Genomic DNA, 22,616 nt, shown 5'->3' with positions numbered 1-22,616 from the left:
ACTGAACCAAAGCGGCGGTTCGAGCGCTGCAAATACCCCTCGTGATCCGGAAACGCGGGCATTGCTCGTACAGGGCACTGAACATCACGGTGCTGCAAAAACGGGTACACAAAGGACTTCCGATCCACAGCGGATTGCAACAGTCGACCTTCTCAGGCCTCCGCTCATGGTGACTCGCTGTGGCTCACTACGATTGGTCGAGATAAGCGTCGAACGCGGCAGCAACAGAGCGAAGCAAAATGCGATGGCCATGCCGCACGCGGATGAAGCCATTCTCGACGTCCACTATCCCGTCGTCGGCCAGCATCGCCAAGCGCTCAGCTGAATCGAGAAAATGGGTCCAATCAAATCCGTGGGCGGCACAGATTGCCGGTACGTCGGCCTCGAGATCACACATCAGTCGCTCGATGATTGCGCCTCGGACGCGGTCTTCGCCGATGAGACGGTAGCCCTTCGACGTTGCCAAGCGACCAGCTGCGATATGCTGACTATAGGCCTCCAGCGCGCCTGCGTTCTCGACGTAACCCTCTCCAACACGCCCGATAGCCGACGCACCAAAGGCGATCAGGGTTTTGCAGGTGTCGGCAGAGTAACCTTGGGAGTTGCGCCGCAGGCGACCGGTTTTCTGAGCCAATGCGAGCTCGTCGTCCGGCAAGGCGAAGTGGTCGACCCCAATCTCTCGGTAGCCGGCAGCAACCAGCGTCTCGGCGACGGCCGCAGCTTGTTCGGCGCGGGCAGCGCTGTCCGGTAGTCCTGCCTTTTCGATGAGGCGCTGATGTTTATTAGAAGACGGCGTGTGAGCGTATCCGAACACGGCAATCCGCTGCGGGCGCATCGCCACCGCCACCGTGGCGGTCTGGACGCAGGACTGCATCGTCTGATTGGGAAGACCGTAGATGAGATCGATGTTAATGCGGTTTATTCCCTGCTGGCGCAGGTTTTCGACGGCAGTCGCCGTCTGCTCTACACTCTGGATACGATTGATCGCTTTTTGAACACTGGGGTCGAAACTTTGCACGCCGAGGCTCGCGCGGTTCACCCCGGCTGCACTTAAGGCTTCGGCCATCTCCGCGGTGAACGTGCGCGGATCGATCTCGACGGCGATGGCGGTCTTTTGCCTGAACGCGAAGCGGCGGCGTAGAAGCTCCGTCAAGGCGAGGAATTCCGTTGGCTCAAGGAGCGTGGGCGTTCCGCCGCCAAAGTGCACGTCGCTCACGGGCAGCGCCTGCGGCGTTAGCTCTGAGACCAAATGGATCTCGCCGCGCAGCGCCGCCACGTAATTTTGGTTCGGCGGGTCCCGCTGGGTGATGGTAGTAGGGCAGCCGCAATACCAGCACATCGACCGGCAGAACGGAATATGGATATAGAGCGATACGGGATCGTTAGCCGATAGGCCGCCGAGCCATTCCCCATAGGCCTCCGCGCCGATCGCTGCGGAGAACTGCGGTGCAGTTGGATAATTGAAATACCAAGGCAGGCACGCCTCGCTATGTTTTGTCTGTAGCATAGCCGTTTCTCATCTTGATGTTAGCTCCATACCTGCCGTCGCGGCGCAACTTGTATTTCCGTCGTGCCAATTAGCCTGTGTACAATAGTCTCCATGGAAGCGCGCACGGGTGCGCTTTATTGGGGCGCTGTTGGCGAAGGGCGGATTTGGTCGGCGCATCTGATGCAGGTGTTCGATTCCACCCGTAGTGCGCGCCACGTCTCCGCCCTCGCCGCCGGCTTCATCTCGCTTCAATCCACACGGTCCTAAGGCTTGCGCACTATTGTCCATGAGTTTTTGAGACATGTGGGTGTATTCGAGGGCGTAACGGCGGGCGTATCCCTGCAGGTTGCCCTCGGCCTTGGACAGTGCATCGACATCGAGGATGGTGCGCCATTGCGGCTTGCCTGACCTGTAGGATTCCCAGTTCGCACGCCGCCACAAGGCTTGCACGTGCGTCCCATCCTGCCAGAGTTGTCGATCATGTCGCCTTGCGCAAGGCCGGGCGAAGCAATACGATCGGTGGCCTGTAGGATCTTCAGAATGTCGGCTTGGTATTCTCTGTAGCGCGGATCTTTCGACAGCTTATTGACGGTCGATAGGTTATGCGCCCTGACCCAGGTCATCGCCTCGACGTCGTCGACCTCGTTCAGATAGGCGCGGGGGTCGGTGGCATCGTTAGGAGCCTCGTTGGGGTTGGAACCGATCGCCTTGGCGATGGTGGTCATCTGGGGCTGGGCGGAAGCCGTCATGGCGGTCGCCGTAGCTAAGGCCGTCGCCGTCATTAAGCTGTTCATAGATGTACTGCTGATGGTTAGCTCTTTCGAAAGCCTCGAAAAACGTAGCCGAAGCGATGGAAATGAACCGCTTCGCCTCTTCTAGGCAAGAGCTGTGCCAGTAAGACACGCTTGAATTCAATGGATTATTCTGGGGCGGTGGGCGGCCGTCTAGGATAAGTCGCACCGTAATTGTCGCAAGCGCGACACGCTTGTCGCTTGGGAGCAGGCTGCCCAAGCGACAGAGGCGAACGCCACCAGCTTGTTTTGAGACGTGATTCGCCTCAGGTAGCCGTTGCTCATGCCCGCGATGAAAGCACCGGTGCCGAAGCCGCCAATAAAATGCCGTAGACGATCCGTCCGCTCTTCAATTGATTCCGGACGACGAGAGGGAGCAGCGCCAGTATGGAAATGCTGGCCAAGCCGAAAATCAGAGATGTGAGGTTGGTACGGAGCTTGCTGGTACATCAGCCGATCGCTTGTGAGAGCGAGATGGCTGGATAGCTCGGACACTGAGCAGAGGCGGGAATTAGCTATGGCGCGAGCTGACGTAGAGCGATTCATCAACGAGTTGGGAAAAAAAGGCAGTCCGCTTGAAAACCTCAAACGGCGTGCTGGAGGGCTTGCATCGATTGTAGAATTTGCAAAGGACCTCGACTACAACATCACACTCGACGAGGTTAAAGGTTTTATCCGATCGAACAGCCGAGAAAAACCAAATAGCAAGAAGCTTCGCGCGACTGCGGGCCGCAAGGGTGGTTCGAGTGTTTCGACCTTGACCAGCCTTGTACACACCAATGCGTTGGCTAATTGCGCTCCGTGTACGTCCATGAGCCCTGTTAAAGTCGATGGAAAAACTGCAGCGGTCGCGGTCGCGGTCGCGGTCGTTGTCGTTGTTGTGATAGTTGTAGCTGTCGCGAGCTAGCTCTGATCGCATTGGCTCGAAGGAGCCGGTCTGACGAGAACATGATCGCAAAGCTTGTCAACGAGATAATGCCATCAGGCGGACAAGGGACCGCTGCAAGGGCTCATCTCTACCCTCGGAGCGAACGCTGGCGGCAGATTTTTGATCGGCGCACGCCTAAGGAACGGCGCAGTTTGTCACATATCAAGCGCTTCATGGAGCGGCTGGCCGGTGATGGGAAATTCCGTACGGCGCTTTCCGAGAACCTCGACAACCCTCGGATAGTGACCGCGCGATACGGCATCGAAGTTGACCCAATGGAGATGCTGCCGCTCTGGTGCGGTGACTACCTGAAGTATCGCTTCAAGCCGGAGTCTGCCCCGTGGCCGCTGGCTATGATGTGGGATGAGTATACGCGGGAGATGTTGCGCCATCGCGACCTCCTGCGCGGCCAAGGCGAAATGTCGACTATCAATCCTCGCTTTCATGCCTGGCGCGAGCGCCAAATCCGGCGCTGTAACGACGAAATGGGCGAATTGGCGCCGTCAATCGCGCACTCTGTCATCGCTTTCGAGCTGAGCGAAGGCTGCACCGTCGGTTGCTGGTTCTGTGGCCTCTCGGCGGGTACCTTCAAAGGTTACTATGAATACACTGAGGAGCATGCAGAGGTTTGGCGCGGCGTGCTCCGTGCGGCGAGCGAAATGTTTGGTTCGGCAGTCCGCACTGGCTTCTGTTACTGGGCCACAGACCCGATCGACAACCCGGAGTACGACCGTTTTCTGTTCGACTACCATCAGATCACGGGCGAATTGCCACAAACGACGACGGCGGCCCCGCTCAAGGATCAGGCACTCACCAACCGCGTGCTCGAACTGTTCGAACGCTACGGTCGCGTGACCAATCGTTTCTCAGTGCTAAGCACGGACCATCTTAATCAGATACACGCGGCGTTTTCGCCCGAGGACCTGATGGGGGTCGAACTCATCTTGCAGGGCAAGGACGGGCCGACCGCAAAGGCTTTCACCGGGCGCGCACGAGCGCGGAAGGAGAAACTCAGGGCAGCCGGCAAAGACGCCGCAATCGCCGTGCCGGAGGGCTGTCCCACGACAATCGCCTGTGTTTCTGGCTTTCTCGTGAACATGCGGCAGGGACGTTTACAACTGGTGACGCCGGTACCGGGTAGCGAACGCTGGCCTCTTGGGTACCGAATCGTGGCTCAACGTTTCTTCAGCACGCCCGACGAGTTCCTGGAAGGTCTCGATAGCATCATCGACGAGAATATGCTCGAAAGCCCCCCTCCCAACCGGCCAATTCGCTTCCGCGGAGACCTGCAATACGAGGCAGGGGACCACTGCTTCCATCTCCGCTCACGCAACAGTGAGCATCGAGTGCTCGACGGGGTGGTTCCGATTCCCATTGGCCATCTAATCGCGAGCGGGAACTGTACAGCCTCGGAGCTGATTATGCGGGCCACGGACGGAGCGAGCGTCCTTGCAGTCGCCGACTTGCTCGATCAGCTATACGCGGCTGGGGTGATCGAAGAGGACCTCGACGACATTTCGCTTGGCAAAACGGGATGACGGGCGCGGGCCGCGGGCTTTTTTGTCCGCAACGCCACTGCCCTGCGTCCCGCTCGGGTGAAGCGGGCTATCGCGGCCGGCCTCGACGAAATCGAGGTGCTCGCCGAAGGCTTCGCCAATGACAATGGCGCCAAGCTTACCGGACCGCTCTATGCCGACGGTTGGCATTGAAGTCATTGGCGAGCCAGGCCGGCGTGGCGTTCCCCTCACGGATCATCTGGTCCCACCTCCAGGTCATCGAACGCGATGTTGCCCGCTCGGCTCTCGCGGATGAAGGCCTGAAGCGGCTGATGACCATTCCCGGCGGGGCTGCGAAGCCCCTGAGCCACGCGACCGAAAGCGGCGCAACAGGGAACCGCGTCGAATCGGAAAGCGGCGAGAGTGTGTCCACCATCGGCGAAATAACGACTGCCACGGAACTGACCTCGCTCGGAGTCGATTCGCTGGGTCTGGCGGATCTCCTCTGGGATGTGGAGCAGGCCTACGACATCAAGATCGACATGACGCGGCTGACGCCTGGTCGAATCTCAAGAATGTCGGCGACATGGTGGAAGCCGTCCGCGGTTTGCTTGCGAAGGAGGTCTGATTGGACAGGCGAGTCGTCATTACTGGGATAGGGGGGCTTTGCGGCTAGGCAACAACGCCGCCTCTATCTGGAAAGAGATGCGCGAAGGTCGCTCCGCCATCCGCCCGATGGTCACTTCCGCGCTTCATGAGATGAAGGGGACTGTCGGTACCGAGATCAAGGAGCTGCCCCAGCACGACATCGGCCGCAACCAGCTCGTCTCCATGGACCGCCACAGCTTGCTCGCTGTGCTTGCAGCGCGCGAAGCCATGCAGCACGCCGGACTTTCCTGCGATAAGGGAAATCCGTATCGCTTCGGCGCGACAGTGGGCGTCTGCGGCTGGGGCTGGGGAACGGTCGAAGAAACCTACCGTGACCTCCTTTTGGGCGGCGCGAAGCGTGCTGGCATTTACACTGCACCAAGGGGGTTGCCGAGCGCCGCTGCCAGCCAGGTCAGCATGAGTCTCGGCCTGCGCGGCCCGGTCTTTGCCATCGCCTCCGCATGCGCATCAGCCAACCATGCGATCGCTTCGGCCGCGGATCAGATCAAGCTCGGCCGGGCCGACGTGATGCTTGCCGGAGGCGCCGAAGCGCCGCTCGTATGCCTTCAGATGAAGGCATGGGAAGCAATGCGCGCGCTCGCTCCAGATACGTGCCGGCCCTTCTCCGCCGACAGGAAGGGAGTGGTGATAGGCGAGGGTGCGGGCATGGCCGTGCTGGAAAGCTATGAGCATGCCGCCGTGCGCGGTGCCACAATCCTTGCCGAGATCGCAGGCATCGGCCTTTCCGGCGACGCCTTCCACATCGTCGCGCCGTCTGTCGAGGGGCCGGAGGCCGCGATCCGCGCTTGCCTTGCCGACGCCGGGCTGAATGCGGAGGACGTGGACTACCTAAACGCCCACGGCACCGGCACCAAGGCCAACGATCAGACTGAGACGGCGGCGATCAAGCGCGTCTTCGGAGACTATGCCTATTCGATGTCTGTCTCGTCCACCAAGTCCATGTACGCGCATTGCCTGGGCGCAGCGAGCGCACTTGAAATGATCGCCTCCGTGATGGCGATCCAGGAGGGCATTGTGCCGCCGACCGCGAACTATCGCGAGCCAGACCCCGATTGCGATCTCGACGTCACGCCCAATGTGGCGCGCGAGCGCAAGGTGCGCGTGGCACTGAGCAACGCTTTCGCCATGGGCGGCATGAACGCAGTTCTGGCGTTCAAGCAAGTGTAGAAGGCATGCGAGATGCCTCCAGTAACTCTATCTCTCGTTTCCAAATGCTTGCCGGATCACGATTGTGAAGGACGTGCCCTTGGACCGCCTCGGTGAATGCGCCAAGTGGCAGCGGAAGCTGGACAAGCCGGGGCCCCATCTTTTGCAAAATTCTCAACTGTTGAAGCGACGTCGACGTACCGCTACCCGGAAGGTTAAGCGAGCCCTTCGAGTTCGGCTCGATGGCCTGTCCAAAGCTGTATCCGATAATATCTGAAAGGCGCATGGCCGCCAGTGACCGCTTCCGTGGAAGACCGGCCGCAACGCGCTCGTCACCGGAGCAAGTGGTGGAATCGGCGAGGCCGTGGCGCGGACGCTGCACGCGCAGGGCGCAACCGTCGGCCTGCACGGCACGCGTGTCGAAAAGCTCGAGATGTTGGCTGCCGAGCTTGGCGGGCGGACAAGACTGTTTCCGGCGATTGCCGGGTGATCGCGCTGAGGCACCAGAGCGGCAGATTTTTTGCAGAGGTAATCTCGGACTGAATACGCGTTCCCATTCACATTAGCTGTGGATAACAAGGCTGAATTAACATGCAAATCTGCGCATCTAAATCGATTTGAGCACTCACGGACGTTGCGGACCAGAATCGCCGTCACCCTGAAATCGACAAGGCATCGGCTATCCCAAAATCGGGGCTTGACGTTACGTAAGGTCCTATGTTTTCCGATGTGCGGGAACGACTTCCAGTCTCAGCCCAAGGGCGACGAAAATGAGGGGCAGCAATGGTGGCTGGCGAACCTAATGACGTGCGCGTCAAGCGTTGTGGTGGGGGATGGGTTGTTCATATTGTCGAGGACGGCAAACTGACAGTTCTTCGGTTCAAGACACAGTTTCCCGCCGAAAATTACGCCGATGGCCAACGAGCCAGGCTCGGTCTTGCTGCCAAGCCACCGATCGACGAACCTGATATGTAACCGGATCAGGCGTCGGATGGCTGGTGAGCCTTGGCGCCGGCGGGAAACACTTGCCGAAGGCCCACCTCAATGCTGCTTGCGGCCGTTCGGCTAGCCATATTCGCGATGATGGTTGGCACCGCTGCCGATGCGGAAGACGGTAGCCTGCTTGATCGACACGGCGGCAAAGATCATGAAAAGCCAGGTCGTCAAGGACCCGGCCGCGGCGCTTGAGAAAGCAGCAAGAATTTGCAAGCCGCCACCGCAAGTAACCTGAGACAAGGGTCAGACATGCAAACCGCTGTTCGCGGATCAGCAGCTGCGAGACATTGCGCCATCCCACGAAGGCCCACGGTGCCCAAGGCGTGGTGGGCATCAGCCTTTCGAAGCTGAGCATCAGCAACTTCGTCGAGTCTTAGACCAGACGCTCTTCAGTGCCGAGGCTCGCACATCTGTGGAGCGCGGCTCACGCCCCGGAGACCAGGGCAGGAATGACCAAAGGCTCATCCGCCTCGTCAAGAATGGCGAAACTGTAACGGCCGTCTGTGTCAATATCGACGGAGTAGCTCAGGCGGTCGAGTATGTGGTTATCCTGGTCGAACGTGACGATGCGCGGCTTCAGCGAAGTGATATGCGCTTCGTCCAGATAGATGGAGTTGCAGACGATAATCGGGTCGTCGGGCTGACAGGTGCGAGCCGCCGCTCCGTTGAGGATGCAGCACCGTGAGCCGCGCTCGCCGAGGATGACATAGGTCGAAATCCGCGCACCGGAATTCTTGTTCCATATCTCCACGAATTCCATCGGCAGGATCCCGGCTGCCTCGCAGTGGTCGGGGTCGAGCGTTATCGAACCATGGTAGTTGAGGTTCGCTTCTGTGACGTGGATGCCGTGCAGCTTGCCGGCGACTAGTTTTCGCATTGGTCGTTGTCCCTGTATTCATCGTTCAAGGTCAGTCTTGGCAGTTCGGTTCGCGCGGCTAAATTCCAACGACGAGCGCACCGCCGCTAAGACCCGCACCCGCGGCCGCCAGAAGAACCTTCTCCCCCGGCCGGAACGGCGCCGCCCGATGGGCGAGCGACAGCGAGAGCGGGATCGTCGCGGCGGAAGAGTTGCCATACTCGGCGATCGTCTTGACGATCGCTTCATCGGCGATGCCGAGGTTTCGCCCGACCGCATCGAAAATGCGGGCATTGGCCTGGTGCGGCACGAACCGATCGATGTCCTGCGGCCGCATCCGGGCCGCCGCGAGTGCGTCCTGCGAGCAGGCAGTCATCATCTCAACCGCCTTGGCGAACACTTCGCGGCCGTCGGTGATCGTCATGCGGGTCTGCTCGAGATCGAGCTCGCCATGGAACGGGGTGTTGCTTCCGCCTGCCGGGATCTGGATCAGCCCGTAGCGCGAGCCGTCGGAATCCACCGAAGCGCCGAGAATACCCTGATAGGGATCCTCGCAAGGACCGATCACCAGGGCGCCGGCGGCATCGGCGAAAAGGACTGAGCTCGCGCGCTCGGCGGGATTGATGCGGCGGCTGAGGATGTTGGCGGCGATGACCAGCGCTGGTTTGCCGTGCAGGCGGGTGAACCCGTCCGCGAACATCAGCGCATAGACGAAGCCGGCGCAGGCGCCGGTCAGATCGACCGCGCCTGCGCGGCCAAGGCCGAGCTTGTGCGCGACCAAGGGTGCACTGGGCGGCAGAAGGTGATCGGGTGTCGAGGTGGCAAGCAACAGCAGCCCGATGTCGCTGCGGTCAATACCGGCGTTCGCCAGCGCGATGTCGCCAGCCTGCGTGGCAAGACCAGACAGCGTGTCTCCGTCCGTTGCCCAGAAGCGCGAACGGATTCCGGTACGCCTTTCGATCCAGCCCGGCTCGAGGCCGAGATTGTTCTCGATCTCGGCATTCGCCACCTTGCGCCCAGGCGTATGATGACCGAACCCGAGAATGCGCGACGACTTGCTCATGGCCTAGACCCGAAGCGTTCGGCGGCCTCCTCGATCGCGTCGTAGAGTGCGTCCAACTCGCCGCCGGTGATGCAATAGGGCGGGAGAAGATAGAGGACATTGCCGAGCGGACGAACAAGCAGGCCGCGCTCGAGGAAGAACGCGCGCAGTTTCGGACCAATCTCGGCGAGATAGCCGGCGGAACCGGTGCGCAGGTCGAGGGCAGCGATCGTGCCAGTGGCTCGGCAGTCGGTGAAATATGGGTTGTCCCGGAAGCGTTGCAGCCCGGCGGCCTGCTTCGCGCTCAAAGCCGCGACCCGCTCGGCCACCGGCTCGTCGCGCCAGATCTCGACATTGGCGAGTGCTGCCGCGCAGGCAATCGGATTGGCGGTGTATGAGCTCGAATGAAAGAAGGTTTTCTTACGGTCTTCGGAATAATGGGCCTGGAAGATGGCATCGGTGGCGAGCGTGGCCGCCAAAGGGATCGCGCCACCGGTCAAGCCCTTCGACGTGCATAGGATGTCCGGAGAAATGGACGCCTGCTCGCAGGCGAACATGGTTCCGGTCCGCCCCCAGCCGGTCATTACTTCATCGGCGATCAGCAACGTGCCGGAGGTTTCTGCGATCTTCTTCAATTCGGCCAGAACCCAGGCCGGATACATCAGCATGCCGCCGGCGCCTAGCACGAGCGGTTCGACGATCAGCGCGGCCGCGCGCCGGTCGCGGGCAACTGCCTCGAACCGATCCAGCGTCTCTTGTTCGCGTCCCGCGGCCGGGAAGGGGATGGTGTCGACCTCGAACAGCAAAGGTTCGTAGGCGGCGTTAAACGCGCCACGGGCACCGACGCTCATCGTCCCGATGGTGTCGCCATGATAGCTGTGCTCCATGACGACGATGCGCGAGCGCGGCGCGTCGATGTTGCGGAAATAGCCGAGCGCCATCTTCAGCGCGACCTCGACGGAGGTCGAGCCGCTGTCGGAATAGAACACCCAGTCGAGTCCGGCGGGAGCGAGGCCGACAAGTGCCTTGGCCAGGCGCTCTGCCGGCTCGTGGGTGAAGCCAGCGAAGATGATCTGGTCGAGGCTAGACGCGGTCGTCTCGATAGCCTTGATGATGCGGGGATGGCGGTGGCCGTGCGTGACGACCCACCAGGAGGAAATGGCATCTAGGATGCGCGTGCCGTCGGCCTTGTAGAGGTAGGCGCCTTCCGTCCGGGCGATTTCAGGGATGGCGGGCTCGAGCGCGTGCTGGGTGAAGGGATGCCACACACGGGACTGCGGCATCATTCGCCTCCTGCGATCGCTGTGAGGTCGAAGCCGGCAACCATCGCATCCCGCAGCGTCTCACTCGTCAGCGGATCGATGTGTGGCAGCCTGCCAAGCTGGCGCACGCCGCTGAATTCCACGATTGTTCTCTGCGTATCGGCCACCTCATCGCCGATGAAGGCAATGCCGATGAGCGGGATGGAACGGGCTCTGAGCGCCTCGATCGACAGCAGCGTGTGGTTGATCGTGCCGAGCTTGGTACGGGCGCACAGGATGACCGGCACCCGCCACTGCGCGAATATGTCGATGAACTTGGTGCGCCGATTGAGCGGCACCATCAGTCCCCCGGCACCTTCGATGACGAGCGGACCCGGCAAGTCCGGAAGCGAGAGCCTTGCCACGTCTATCGCGACGCCATCGAGTTCGGCCGAACGATGCGGCGACAGCGGCTCCTTCAGGCGATACACTTCCGGCAGCACGCGCCCCGGCGGAAGGCCGGCGAGCCGTTCCACGACCTGGCTGTCAGTCTCCTCGTCGAGCCCCGATTGCACCGGCTTCCAGTAGAAGCTGTCGAGCAGGCCGGTGAGCCCGGCCGAAAACACCGTCTTGCCGATGCCGGTATCCGTTCCGGTGATAACGATGCGCTTGGTCATGCCGAGGCCAGCACCTCGACGAGTGCCCCGACCATGGCCGAAATGTCGGCTTCGTCGACGTTGAGCGTCAGCGAAATGCGCAGTCGCGATGTGCCCTCGGGTACGGTCGGCGGACGAATGCCGCGTATGTCGAAGCCGCGCGTCTGCAGCGCCGCCGCCACCGCCATGGTGCGCCTGTTGTCGCCGATGACAAAGGACTGGATCTGCGAGCCGCTGGGCTTCACGCCGCAGCGCTCGGCCAATTGGCGGCCCGCGAAGGCTACGCGCTCCTGCAGCTGGACACGGCGTTGGGGCTCGTCGGACAGCATGGCCAGCGCTTCGCGCACTGCCACCGCCATCAGAGGCGACGGCGCGGTGGCGTAGATGAATGGCCGGCAGCGGTTGACGAGATAGTCGCATAGCGTTCCCGGCCCGGTGACGAGTGCGCCGGACGCGCCGAGCGCCTTGCCGCATGTGTGAAGTGCGACAGTGTTGTCGCGGCCCTCGAAAGCGGCGGCCAGCCCGCGGCCGTTCGGTCCCCAGATGCCGGTGGCATGCGCCTCGTCGACGACGAGGAATGCCTCGTGCCGATCGGCAAGCGCGATAAGGCGCGCCATCGGGGCGCGGTCGCCATCCATGCTGTAGAGGCTTTCGACCGCGATCCAGATGCGGCCCATGCCGCCTTCGGCGCGCCAGCGGGTGATCGCATCCTCGACAGCATCGCTGTCGTTATGCGCGGCGAGCTTGAACTCGGCGCGGCCAGCGCGGGCCCCCTCATGCATACTGGCATGAGCAAGGTCGTCGAGGATCAAGAGGTCGCCCTTTTGCGGCAGCGTCGTCAGCAGAGCGAAGTTGGCGATATAGCCGCTGCCGAAGAACAGCGCGCGTTCGGCGCCGAAGAACGCCGCGGCGTCTGCCTCCAGAGCCTCGTGCTCCGGTGAGTTGCCCCTTAACAACCGCGATCCGGTCGCGCCGACCGGCGTCCCCCGCGCAATCGCCGCCGCCACCGCTTCGCCAAGTCTTTTGGAGGCGGCAAGCCCGAGATAGTCGTTCGACGAGAAGTCGAGCCCGGCGCGCGGTGCAAGTGTGCGCAGCCGGTCCTTGCGCGCCAGTCCGCGCAAGGACGCGTCATACCGGACAAGAAGTGCCTCGTTCATTGCGTGCCGATTTCCATCGGCTCGATGCCGAGACGCTGGAACAGCAGAGTATCCTTGTCTTCGCCGGGATTGTCCGCCGTCAGCAGTGTGTCGCCGACGAAGATCGAGTTGGCGCCGGCAAAAAAGCACAGCGCCTGCATTTCATCGGTCATGGCGGTGCGGCCGGCGGAAAGACGCACGTGCGACTTCGGCATCATGATGCGGGCCAGCGCGATCACGCGCACGAATTCGATCGGCTCGATGGGTTTGGCCTCGGCCAGCGGGGTGCCCTCGATCGGGATCAGCATGTTGATCGGAACGCTTTCGGGATGCTCCGGCAGGTTGGCCAGCGTCACCAGCATGTCGATCCGGTCCACCGGCTCTTCGCCCATGCCGACAATGCCGCCGCAACAGACCTTAATGCCGCTGTCGCGGACATTGGCGAGCGTATCCAGCCGGTCGGCAAACGTGCGGGTCGAGATGATCTCTGAGTAATAGCGCTCGGAGGTGTCGATGTTGTGGTTGTAGTAGTCGAGACCGGCCTGTTTCAGACGAGCGGCCTGCTCAAGATCGAGCATGCCGAGCGTCATGCAGGTCTCCATGCCGAGTGCCTTGACACCCTCGACCATCGCCACCACCGCGTCCATGTCGCGCGCCTTCGGGTTTCGCCAGGCCGCGCCCATGCAATAGCGGGTGGCGCCGGCATCGCGTGCCTTGGTCGCCTCGGCGATGACGCGCCGGACCTCCATCAGCTTTGACGCCTTCAACCCGCTTTCGTGATGTGCCGATTGGCTGCAATAGCCGCAATCCTCCGGGCATCCGCCGGTCTTGATGCTGAGAAGCCGGCTCAGCTGGACCTTGTTGGGATCGAAGTTCTGCCGGTGAACGGTCTGCGCCTGAAACAAAAGGTCGTTGAATGGCGCGTCGTGGAGCGCTTGGGCTTCCGCTCGCGTCCAAGGGGGAAGCGCCCAACCGATTGGATCCGAGGTCAGGTCTGGGCTGAGTTCGTTCATAAAATCTTGTTCTCCATAATCTTCCGTCCTTGACCTGGAGCGTTGCAGTGGATGCTGAAGACCAGGCGCATGCCAGCGGGAAGTCTTCTATCGAAACGCGACTGGTGGCGCTCTTGAGCGGACTCTCCAACTGCTGCCCGCAGGCTCAACTCACGTCATCCGTGGGGATTACGGTTTCCGTTATATTACTCTGAGCACAGGAATGCTCCTTTCTGATCGCGTCGCAGGATTCGGTGAAGGCGACGTCCAGCAGATAACCCAGAAGTTCCAGCCCGTGAGAGGCCGCCAACTGGCGCATCTCGTCGAGTCGGCAGATGATGACGCCAAGGGCTGCGACGCGGCTTTCTGTGCCTTGCTGGTCCGTCCCTCCCGCCTCCGTTGTTGAAGCGTGTCGCCTGGCGCCGAGAAGGCTTGCGTCGGCTGTTGGTGGAACCTGGGACGTGCTGACGCAGGTTAGCCTGCGACCAAAGGAGTTCCTGCGATCCCGGTTCATGTCCTCTCCATCAGTTCAGATGCCTGTTGCAATTTCGGTCGGCCGGCATGTCGAGACCAATGTCGAGGATGGGCGCGCTGTGGGTAAGCCAGCCGACCGATATGAGGTCGACGCCTGTCGCCGCAATTGCCCCGGCGCTCGCCCGCGTCACCCGGCCCGAAGCCTCGGTGATCGCGCGGCCACCGACCATAGCCACAGCCTGCGTAAGGTCCTCGACCGACATGTTGTCGAGGAGCACGGCGTCGACACCCGCTGCCAGCGCCATCTCCAACTGGTCCAGCCTGTCGACCTCGACCTCGATCTTAACCATGTGACCGATGGCGCTGCGCGCCCGCTCGATTGCGGTGCGGATATCGCCGGCAATGGCGATGTGGTTGTCCTTGATCAGCACGGCGTCGTCGAGCGCGAAGCGGTGATTGGCACCGCCGCCCGCTCGTACCGCATACTTTTCCAGGACACGCAGGCCGGGCGTCGTTTTGCGTGTGCACACGATTTTTGCGTTATGGCCCCTCACCGCGTTTACGAGCGTAGCCGTTGCCGTCGCGATGCCGCTGAGTTTGCATAAGAAATTGAGCGCCGTCCGCTCCGCGGTCAGCAGGCTGCGCGCCGGCCCGTTTACGATCGCGATGGTCTGGCCGGCCGAGACCTTGCCGCCCTCAGGACACCGCAGCTGGATGCTGATCCCGGGATCGACCAGCAGGAAGGCAAACATGACCAAGTCGAGCCCGGCAACAACGCCTGCCTGCCGGGCATTCAACGCCAGCGTCGCTTTGAAATCGGCGGGGATGATCGCATCGCTCGTGATGTCGCCGGCTCTGCCCAGGTCTTCAAGCAGGGCAGAACGCACGATGGGCTCCATGATGATCTGGGGAAGTGGTGCAAGTGAAGTCATGTCAACGGCTCCGTTCGGATGCTTGCCATCTGAGCGTGACGGCATTCTCAAAAGCTGTGCAGAGCGTCAATCGTGAGGGGAGGGCGGCGGGATCGCGCCCGGGGAAATCGGATCGAAAGTGGGAGCCGCGGCTCTCCTCGCGCCGAAGGGCGGCGATCGCCATCAACAATGCCACCAGGGCCGGATCGGCCGCGGCCGTCTCGCAAACAGAGATCGGCAGCAGTGTCGCGACCGTGTCGCACAATGATTTCCCATTCCGAACAATGCCAAGCGCATTGGACACAATTGGGCGAATAGGTGAAGGGTCGGGCCGGATGGGAACAGTTGCCGGAAGCCTAGGCCACTGCCAACCCGCAGAGGTACCCGCGACGCTTTCAGCCACCCAGGCGGCGGTTGCAACCGCTTCGGTCAGCGAGTTGCTGGCAAGCCGGTTGGCGCCATGCAGTCCTGTGCATGCGACTTCGCCACAGGCCCACAGGCCGCTAACGGAAGTTCGCCCCTCGGCGTCAACGGCCACGCCGCCCATGTGATAGTGAGCAGCGGGCCGTACGGGAATGGGTTCCACCGCCGGATCGATGCCGGCATGCTTGCAAATAGCGTCGATTGCCGGAAAGCGTCTTGCGAATTTCTGCCCGAGACAATGTCGGGCATCGAGATAGACGCCATGCCCGGCTGCGAGCTGATCGGAGATCGCCCGCGCGACCACATCGCGCGATGCGAGTTCTGCCCCGGGCGTGTCTGCCAGGAAGCGATGGCCGTGCTCATCGATCAGCACCGCGCCTTCGCCACGCACTGCTTCGCTGACAAGCGGCATTGGCCGGCGCGCAATGTCGAGGGCCGTCGGGTGGAATTGCACGAATTCGAGATCGGCTAGTTCCGCTCCAGCACAGGCTGCCAGCGCCAGGCCGTGCCCGAATGAGGAGAGCGGATTGGTTGTATCGCAAAACAGGCCGCCTATCCCACCGGTCGCCAGCACCACGCGGCGTGTGGGCAATGCGAACACGGCGCCATGCAGGACAGTCAGCAAGCCAACAATGCTGCCCTCCGCGACAACCAAGCGAAGCGCTGTCATGCCTTCCATGATCGTGATCGAACGGGTTCGCCGCGCCACGCCGAGTAGCGCCCGAAACAACTCGCGGCCAGTTGCGTCGCCGACGGCGTGCACGATGCGGCGACGCGAATGCGCCGCTTCCAGGCCCAGCTGCAGCCTCCCGTCTAGCGAGCGGTCGAAAGGAGTACCAAGACGAATGAGATTCTCGACGGCTTGAGGTGCGGCCTCTACCACCCGCCTGGCCATTTGTTCGTCGCAAAGCCCATCGCCGGCAGCAAGCGTATCGGCGAGGTGCAGGTCGGGGCTGTCGTCCTCCCCCAGACTCGCTGCGAGCCCGCCCTGGGCTAGAATGCTCGAGCCTTCGGTTCCGAGCGAGGTCCTTGACAGAAGGACGACTGGTTGCGGCGCCAAGTGTAGCGCCGTCATGAGCCCGGCGATACCAGCGCCGATGATGACCGGCGCTCCGCCAATGTGATGGATGTCCGCCGTCATACAAAGAGCATGCGTTCCACAGCCCAGCGGGCCCGTTCAGCGACATGAGGATCGATCGTGACGACGTGGCGGTTCTCCTCGAGCGCGGTCCGGATGTTGGCGAGCGTGATGCGCTTCATATGCGGGCACAGATTGCATGGGCGCACGAAATCTACTTCCGGATGCTCGACCGCGACGTTGTCGCTCATGGAACATTCCGTCATCAGCACCACACGCGCCGGCCTATGCCGCGCGACATAGTCGGACATCGCCGCCGTCGAGCCGGCGAAGTCGGCTTCCGCGACCACTTCAGGCGGACATTCGGGATGGGCAAGTACACTGATGCCGGGATGGGCCTCACGCAGCTCGCGGATGTCGGCCGCGGTGAAGCGTTCGTGCACCTCGCAGCGCCCCTTCCAGGCAATGATCTCGACCTTGGTCTGCGCCGCGATGTTCTTCGCCAGATATTCATCGGGCAGCATGATCACACGCGGCGCGCCGAGCGATTTCACCACCGCGAGCGCATTGCCCGAGGTGCAGCAGATGTCGGATTCAGCCTTCACCGCGGCGGAGGTGTTGACGTAGGTCACCACTGGAACGCTCGGATAACGCTGCCGCATCAGGCGCACGTCTTCGGCGGTGATCGACTCGGCCAGCGAACAGCCGGCGCCGAGATCCGGGATGAGCACGGTCTTGTCCGGATTGAGGAGCTTGGCGGTCTCGGCCATAAAATGCACGCCCGCGAGCACGATGATTTCGGCATCGACTGTCATCGCCTTGCGGGCCAGCGCCAGGCTGTCGCCGACGATGTCAGCCACGCAGTGAAAAATCTCCGGCGTCTGGTAGTTATGCGCCAGGATGACCGCATTGCGCTGTCGCTTCAGATTCAGGATTGCGTCGATATCCTCGACGAAGACCGACCACTCGATCGGTGGGATAACGCGCCGAACGCGGTCGTACAGTGAGGCGCTCGAAGGCAGGACGGCACTCATCGAGCCTCCAGTTATAGTCCATCTGATTATAAGATATATATAATCGTTGTGACTATAAGGGGTGTCAAGCCCGTGCGAGCGGTAATTTTGTGCCGGCCACAGGCCTCTCGTCGAGAATAGTATGGTGGAAGCGGTAGAGCTGCGCAGGCCGGCCGCCGGTCTCGGCGGTCGTCGCCCCGGTCTTCTCAACCAGTTCCTGCTGCTCTATGAGCCGGCGAAAGTTCGGCTTGTTGATGAGCCTGCCGGAGAGCGCCTCCACAGTTCGCTGTAGCTGCAAAAGCGTGAAGAGCGGCGGCATCAGTTCGAACACAACAGGCCGGTATTTAATTTTGGAGCGCAGTCGTGCAATAGCCGTTGCCAGAATGCGGCGGTGATCGGCGATCATCGATCTGCCCGGCACGGAAGGGAGGATGGCCGAAACTCCGCCGCGCTTTGCTTCCTCCACCAGGGCGGCTTCGTAGAGCAGCTCGTAGCGCTGCAGCGCGAGTTCTTCGTTCCATGCCCGGCCGTCCAAGGCAAAGGCAACCGCCGCTCGCCGTCGGCGATCGAAGCGCGTCGCGCCGTCGTCCGCGCCGTCCGCCCATTCGATAAGGCGCGGCCGCAATTCTTCCAGCACTATCGGGGGCCTGCCGGACCGATGATCCTCCCACGGGAAATAGTCGTACCAGCTGGCCCAACTGCGCCTGCCCGAGGCGCCCGCATCTTCTTCGCGGGTGAGTGCGAGATAGCTGATCGAGATCACGCGCTGGTTGGCGCCGACCCGATCGCGATCGGCAAAGGTGTAGAGCTGCTCGATATAACCGAGAGGCTGACCGGTCTGCAGTTCCACCCATGCCCTAAGCCCCGACTGGAGCGAACGATGAGCGAGCTCAAACGGGCCCGAGGGAAGAGCGGCCCCCTGTTCGATGGTCAGAACACATGGTCCAGCGTCGTTCACGGCGACCACGACTGCGATCAGGTCGGCGTTGACATTGTTGGTCTTGCCTATGGTTCTGCCTTTCCTTGGTCCTTTGGCCTGATCCATGGTTCCTGAGCCACTTGGGTTAGACCTCCGTGCGAACTGTCTAAACCGATTTAGTTCTGTTCTTTATCATACCAATCGTCGCGTCAACACCACGCGCTGTGGCGACTTTACCTCTTCGAACCTGCACAAAAATATGCCAAACGCGACACTCGCCGTGGGTGACGCTGGGTGAGGAGAGACGTCGATTGAGCGTCGGAGGTATCGTAAAAGGCGATCACGCCGCCGGATATGCGTGCGCGAAAGGCAGCACGGCGCTTATCTGCCTGACGACCTACACCACTCCGGTAAGGTTGGTTGACGGCGCACTGTTCTCCGTTTCAATGGCGAGACATCCGGCACGGGGCCGGCGGAGCGACATGGCCATCGGACCGACCATGACGGCGCTGCGTTTGCGCCAACTTGACTGGGATACCAAGCGCCATGCGGTCGAGCGGGCCGTGGATTGCGGCCGGCGCCAACAGGAGGGCTGCAACGCCTCACCGACGGAGGTCCGAGCCGTACCAATCAACGCTAATTTGTCCCAGCTATTCGCCTCGCGCGCTATCTCGTGGCCCCGCTTGAAATCCGACAGCAGGTTCAGAGATTCTTGATCTCGATACCGTATTTCCTCAGCGCGTAACCAATCTGGCGCGGCGTCAGTCCAAGCAGGCGCGCTGCCTTTGCCTGTACCCAGCCGGATCTTTCCATGGCCGCGATGAGACGCTCGCGATCGGTCATCTTCGCGTCGCTTACGAGGCCTAGCCGAACAGGCGCTGGCAGTGCCTGCTCGCTGTCGTCATGCGGGACCCCAATGGCGGCCGAAGCAAAAGCACCAGACGATTGCATGGCCGGGTTCAGTGGCAATGGTGCGATCGGCTCCGATTTCGGCGCAGTCTCCTTCGATGCGTGCTTCCATAGCATCGCGGAAAGGCATCGGCCATGGCAGCAGTCAAAGTCGTTTCTGCCGATTGACGCTCCCGCTGCCAGGGTCGCCGTCCGCTGCACGCAATTTTCAAGCTCGCGGACATTTCCGGGAAAAGCACAGTTCATCAGCACTTCAGTCGCACTCGCATCGAAGACCATCGTACGGCCGTTCTCGCTGTTGAAATTCTTGAGAAACTCAGCGGCAAGGAGCGGAATATCACCGCGCCTTTCGCGCAATGGCGGCACCAGCAAGGGAACAACGCTGATGCGATAATAAAGGTCGGCGCGAAACTCGTTCCTTGCAACCGCGTCTTCCAGGTTCCTGTTCGTGGCGGCAATCACGCGAACGTCGACCTTAATCGTCTGGTTGCTGCCGACGCGCTCGAACTCCTGCTCCTGCAGCACGCGCAGCAGCTTTGCCTGGAACGAGGCCGAAATCTCACCGATCTCGTCCAGAAACAACGTTCCCTTGTCGGCGAGCTCAAAGCGCCCCTTGCGCGAGTTGAATGCACTGGTAAAGGCACCCTTTTCGTGACCGAACAGTTCGGATTCCAGGACTGTCTCAGGGAGCGCTGCGCAATTGAGCTTGATGAACGGCCGCTTGGCGCGTCCCGACATCTCGTGAACGGCCTTGGCGACCAGCTCCTTGCCGGTCCCCGATTCCCCGCGCAGCAAAACGGTGCTGTTGGACCTGGCTACTAACGCGACCTTCTCAAGCAGCCCGCGCAGCGCCGGGCTGTCGCCAATGATCCCCTTGACATGAGCCCTTTTGCCCTCATGCCCAGGCTGCTTGAGTTCGCCGAATTGCTTTTGCATCCGGATTTTTTCGGCCATCAGTCGCTCGCGGTCGGACGCGAACAGGCGATGCAGCTTCACTGTCTGTCCAACCAGATTAGCGATTGTGGTAAGGAGGCGCAGGTCGTAATCGAGGAGGGAGCCTGATTTGTTGTCCAGGATGCGGTCGATGGTCAGCGTGCCCACGACGTTCGCATCGACGCGAATGGGTACGCCGATGAACGACACTTTCATGTTGTCGGACGCCCCGAGCACCTCCTTGTCGGCGGCGTTGAAAGCCGGATCCAACGCTATGTTCTCGGCGACGAGCGCCATGCCCGTCGTTATGATCTGGTCGATCGCCGCCCGTGGCAGATGCTTGCGGTAGCGCTCATCGCTGCCTTCGCTCCAGCCGGCGCCGACGGTCATGTCCGGTATGCCGGCACCGTCGCAGAGCGAGATGATGCCGTGCCGCACCTGCACCAACGATGGCAGGAGGTCGACGACGTTGGCCAACGTGGCTTCCAGCCCAGAGGGAGCGGTGAGCGCTATCGACGTTTCAAAGATGTCCGGCGCCCTCTCGTGCAACGGCACAATAGGGACCACGTTATTCATCTCGGACTTTGAATTAGGGCTTTTCATTTTTGGAAGCGATATGCAGCGTGACGAGATCTGCCTGGCACTTTGCTCGGAGTTGCGAGTATCGTGCATGTGATCATCCATCTCGCGCCATGAAATCGATGCCCGAGGCAAGTGCGCCTATTGTCCAGCGCGTGGATGTCCTTGGCGAATCGCATTCGTCGGCGTCTTCGCTCCGCAGGCCGCTGCACAATCGACGAGTTTGCTCGCCTCGCCCTTGCACGCGGGGATTCATTGAAACACGAAAAGGCGTTGATGAAGATAGTCGTGACGATTGATCCGTCAGCAAGACGGACGTCTGCAGCCGGCTTTTCGCGCGCAATGAAATTGCCATTGAGATGATAGCTAATGTCGATGCCAGTCAGGCCCCGGCCGCGAGCAAGTGCGGCCCTGGCAAGATGGGGCGGCGTCATGCGGTCGATAGCAAAGCGGAGCGATGCTTGACGCATGGCTTTCCTCTCTCTTCATGAAGTGCGGGTCGTCGTTCTCGGCTGACTGGCTTCCGCCGCGCAGCAATCATTCGTTGTTAAACGAGACCGGAATGAGGCAGGTGAGTCAATCAAACTCCCGCTGCTTTTCTTTCATGAATGAAAGGAAATTAGGCTCTCATGATAGTATTTTATCAGTTTTTCAGATGTTTTCCGGCAGATAGATCTCAAACGGCAGAAAAGTCTGCCCAAGCGTCTCCGAAGTGCCGACCTTGATGGCCTGGGCCATCAGCGTCATCAGTTCCTGGCAAAGCAGGCGCTGGGGCGTGGCGACCGACATCGTGATCATGCCATCTGCGAGTGCAGCCCGTGACTCCGGCGTGATCTCGTTAACGATCGCGACGAGACCCCGGCTTTCGCCTTCTTCACGGAGCGCGGAGATCGCTCCCTCCATACCTCCGCCGGCCACATAGAAGCCGGTGAGTTCGGGTTCCCGTTGCATGAGATCCAGCGTGGCCTCGTAGGTGATCTGCCGTGCCTCAAGGTTCACGAGCGGATCGAGCAGCTCGAATGCCGGTGCATTCTCACGGAAATAGGAGCGAAAGCCGACCTCCCGCAGCTCCTGCCCCTGAAAACGGTGGCTGCCGACAAAAACCGCCACCTTGCCCGGCCGTCTTGCGACCTTTGAAAGCATCCACGCTGTCGTCCGCCCGACCTTGCGGTTGTCGAGGCCGATATAACCCTCACGAACACCTTCGGCGAAATCGGAAAGCAGCGAGAAAACGGGGATGCCTTTTGCCTTGAGTTCTTGGACGGCTGCCGTGATCGCCGGATGGTCCGGCGCCACCATGGCGATCGCGTGGCAGCGCGCTCCGAATTCCTTGAGCAATGGAATAAGGTCGCATGGCATGTGCGACGGCGCGAATTCGATGAGCGAAGTGCCATGGAAGCACTTCGCCGCGTTGACCGCCGCTTCGACCTCACGCGCGAAGCCCTGGTAGAAGTGGTGAGTCGGTTTTCTCAAGATGAAGCCAAGCCGATATTGCGGCAGGTCCGGCTGCAGGCGCTGCTTGATAAGACCTGCGGCGTGATATCCGATGGCCTGTGCCGCCGCTAAGACCCGCTGCGCAGTCTCCTTCCGCACCGGATGACGGGCATTCAGAACTCGGTCAACGGTGGCAACACTAACCCCGGCTTCCCGGGCGATATCAGCAATTATGGGTCGCTTCGCCATTGTTCGAGTCTGATTAAACGACATCAAGAAGAAATCCGGCAAAGGTCGATTCAGTAAAATCTGTCATTCCTGCATTGATCCTGTTCGCTACCGAATTCTGGTCGTGGCATGGTGCGAGGTAGAAGCCGAAATGTAGAGCCTGGGCGAATTGTTCAGCCGTGCCGACGGCTCCGACCCAGCTCCGCGCCCGGTTCCACGAACCGTCGCAAACTTCGGAGGCATTAAGCGCATCATCGAGGGCTTGTGTGTCGTGACC

Annotated in this window: 19 protein-coding genes and 5 pseudogenes; 7 read left to right on the top strand and 17 right to left on the bottom strand. The window is 61.3% G+C overall.

Annotated features, from left to right (window positions below):
• Positions 1-187: 187 nt before the first annotated feature.
• A complete protein-coding gene (gene hemN / locus JN279_RS37360; RefSeq protein WP_010913532.1) occupies positions 188-1,507 on the bottom strand; it encodes an oxygen-independent coproporphyrinogen III oxidase in 1,320 nt (439 codons plus the stop codon).
• Between the two features lie 245 nt (positions 1,508-1,752).
• Complete coding sequence (locus JN279_RS38635; RefSeq protein WP_244734335.1) at positions 1,753-2,214, bottom strand: hypothetical protein; 462 nt, start codon at positions 2,212-2,214, stop codon at positions 1,753-1,755.
• Between JN279_RS38635 and JN279_RS38630 the strand changes: the two genes are divergently transcribed.
• A complete protein-coding gene (locus JN279_RS38630) occupies positions 2,183-2,368 on the top strand; it encodes a hypothetical protein (protein ID WP_202362419.1) in 186 nt (61 codons plus the stop codon). The two genes, JN279_RS38635 and JN279_RS38630, sit on opposite strands and share 32 nt — an antisense overlap.
• 65 nt (positions 2,369-2,433) lie before the next feature.
• Here JN279_RS38630 and JN279_RS37350 read toward each other — a convergent pair.
• Positions 2,434-2,693 (bottom strand): annotated as a pseudogene (locus JN279_RS37350) (MFS transporter); the annotation flags it as partial.
• Positions 2,694-2,797: 104 nt separating this feature from the next.
• Here JN279_RS37350 and JN279_RS37345 point away from each other — a divergent pair.
• From JN279_RS37345 to JN279_RS37330, 4 genes and pseudogenes are all read left to right on the top strand, one after another.
• On the top strand, positions 2,798-3,187 hold the full coding sequence (locus JN279_RS37345) for a hypothetical protein (RefSeq protein ID WP_080511923.1): 390 nt from the start codon (positions 2,798-2,800) through the stop codon (positions 3,185-3,187).
• 41 nt (positions 3,188-3,228) lie between these two features.
• Entirely contained in the window at positions 3,229-4,746 is a 1,518-nt protein-coding gene (locus JN279_RS37340) for a radical SAM family RiPP maturation amino acid epimerase (RefSeq protein ID WP_244734334.1), read from the top strand.
• A 290-nt stretch (positions 4,747-5,036) separates the two neighbouring features.
• Positions 5,037-5,332: pseudogene (locus JN279_RS37335) on the top strand (acyl carrier protein).
• Positions 5,333-6,540, top strand: a pseudogene (locus tag JN279_RS37330) (beta-ketoacyl-[acyl-carrier-protein] synthase family protein).
• On the opposite strand, the pseudogene JN279_RS39065 reads toward JN279_RS37330, so the two are convergent.
• Positions 6,527-6,670 (bottom strand): annotated as a pseudogene (locus JN279_RS39065) (LysR family transcriptional regulator); the annotation flags it as partial. The pseudogenes JN279_RS37330 and JN279_RS39065 sit on opposite strands and share 14 nt — an antisense overlap.
• Before the next feature lie 162 nt (positions 6,671-6,832).
• On the opposite strand from JN279_RS39065, the pseudogene JN279_RS37325 reads away from it, so the two are divergent.
• Positions 6,833-6,997, top strand: a pseudogene (locus tag JN279_RS37325) (SDR family NAD(P)-dependent oxidoreductase); the annotation flags it as partial.
• Between the two features lie 305 nt (positions 6,998-7,302).
• Entirely contained in the window at positions 7,303-7,494 is a 192-nt protein-coding gene (locus tag JN279_RS37320; RefSeq protein WP_010913541.1) for a hypothetical protein, read from the top strand.
• A gap of 445 nt (positions 7,495-7,939) precedes the next feature.
• Here the strand turns inward: JN279_RS37320 and panD are convergent, their stop codons facing one another.
• The 13 genes from panD to JN279_RS37255 form a co-directional block, all read right to left on the bottom strand.
• Positions 7,940-8,392 carry an aspartate 1-decarboxylase gene (gene panD / locus JN279_RS37315; protein ID WP_010913542.1) on the bottom strand — a complete coding sequence of 151 codons (453 nt, stop codon included), beginning with the start codon at positions 8,390-8,392 and terminating at the stop codon, positions 7,940-7,942.
• Positions 8,393-8,450: 58 nt separating this feature from the next.
• The gene (locus tag JN279_RS37310) at positions 8,451-9,434 is read right to left on the bottom strand and encodes a beta-ketoacyl-ACP synthase III (RefSeq protein ID WP_010913543.1); all 984 of its coding nucleotides are present in this window, start codon (positions 9,432-9,434) and stop codon (positions 8,451-8,453) included.
• Positions 9,431-10,696 (bottom strand): adenosylmethionine--8-amino-7-oxononanoate transaminase, encoded by a 1,266-nt coding sequence (locus JN279_RS37305; RefSeq protein ID WP_202351649.1) that lies wholly within the window; start codon positions 10,694-10,696, stop codon positions 9,431-9,433. Before JN279_RS37305 ends, JN279_RS37310 begins: the two co-directional genes overlap by 4 nt.
• Positions 10,696-11,331, bottom strand: a complete 636-nt coding sequence (gene bioD, locus JN279_RS37300; RefSeq protein WP_202351648.1) for a dethiobiotin synthase — start codon at positions 11,329-11,331, stop codon at positions 10,696-10,698. The genes JN279_RS37305 and bioD overlap by 1 nt, the downstream gene beginning before the upstream one ends.
• A complete protein-coding gene (locus JN279_RS37295) occupies positions 11,328-12,467 on the bottom strand; it encodes an 8-amino-7-oxononanoate synthase (protein WP_202351647.1) in 1,140 nt (379 codons plus the stop codon). Before JN279_RS37295 ends, bioD begins: the two co-directional genes overlap by 4 nt.
• Positions 12,464-13,459, bottom strand: coding sequence for a biotin synthase BioB (gene bioB / locus JN279_RS37290; RefSeq protein WP_010913547.1), 996 nt, complete (start codon positions 13,457-13,459; stop codon positions 12,464-12,466). The genes JN279_RS37295 and bioB overlap by 4 nt, the downstream gene beginning before the upstream one ends.
• Before the next feature lie 145 nt (positions 13,460-13,604).
• Positions 13,605-13,952 carry a hypothetical protein gene (locus JN279_RS37285; protein ID WP_044548973.1) on the bottom strand — a complete coding sequence of 116 codons (348 nt, stop codon included), beginning with the start codon at positions 13,950-13,952 and terminating at the stop codon, positions 13,605-13,607.
• Positions 13,953-13,962: 10 nt separating this feature from the next.
• Entirely contained in the window at positions 13,963-14,844 is an 882-nt protein-coding gene (gene nadC, locus JN279_RS37280) for a carboxylating nicotinate-nucleotide diphosphorylase (RefSeq protein WP_199201479.1), read from the bottom strand.
• A 1-nt stretch (position 14,845) separates the two neighbouring features.
• Positions 14,846-16,387, bottom strand: coding sequence for an L-aspartate oxidase (locus JN279_RS37275; protein WP_202351646.1), 1,542 nt, complete (start codon positions 16,385-16,387; stop codon positions 14,846-14,848).
• Positions 16,384-17,358 (bottom strand): quinolinate synthase NadA, encoded by a 975-nt coding sequence (gene nadA / locus JN279_RS37270; RefSeq protein ID WP_006333927.1) that lies wholly within the window; start codon positions 17,356-17,358, stop codon positions 16,384-16,386. Before nadA ends, JN279_RS37275 begins: the two co-directional genes overlap by 4 nt.
• 64 nt (positions 17,359-17,422) lie before the next feature.
• Entirely contained in the window at positions 17,423-18,382 is a 960-nt protein-coding gene (locus JN279_RS37265; RefSeq protein WP_010913550.1) for an NUDIX hydrolase, read from the bottom strand.
• Between the two features lie 576 nt (positions 18,383-18,958).
• On the bottom strand, positions 18,959-20,674 hold the full coding sequence (gene nifA, locus JN279_RS37260; protein WP_199201481.1) for a nif-specific transcriptional activator NifA: 1,716 nt from the start codon (positions 20,672-20,674) through the stop codon (positions 18,959-18,961).
• Positions 20,675-21,328: 654 nt separating this feature from the next.
• On the bottom strand, positions 21,329-22,360 hold the full coding sequence (locus JN279_RS37255; RefSeq protein WP_010913552.1) for a LacI family DNA-binding transcriptional regulator: 1,032 nt from the start codon (positions 22,358-22,360) through the stop codon (positions 21,329-21,331).
• Positions 22,361-22,616 lie beyond the last annotated feature (256 nt).

The organism is Mesorhizobium sp. 113-1-2 (assembly GCF_016756475.1).
In the GTDB taxonomy this organism is placed as follows: Bacteria; Pseudomonadota; Alphaproteobacteria; order Rhizobiales; family Rhizobiaceae; genus Mesorhizobium; species Mesorhizobium loti_C.
This window is presented reverse-complemented; position numbering and strand designations above follow the sequence as displayed.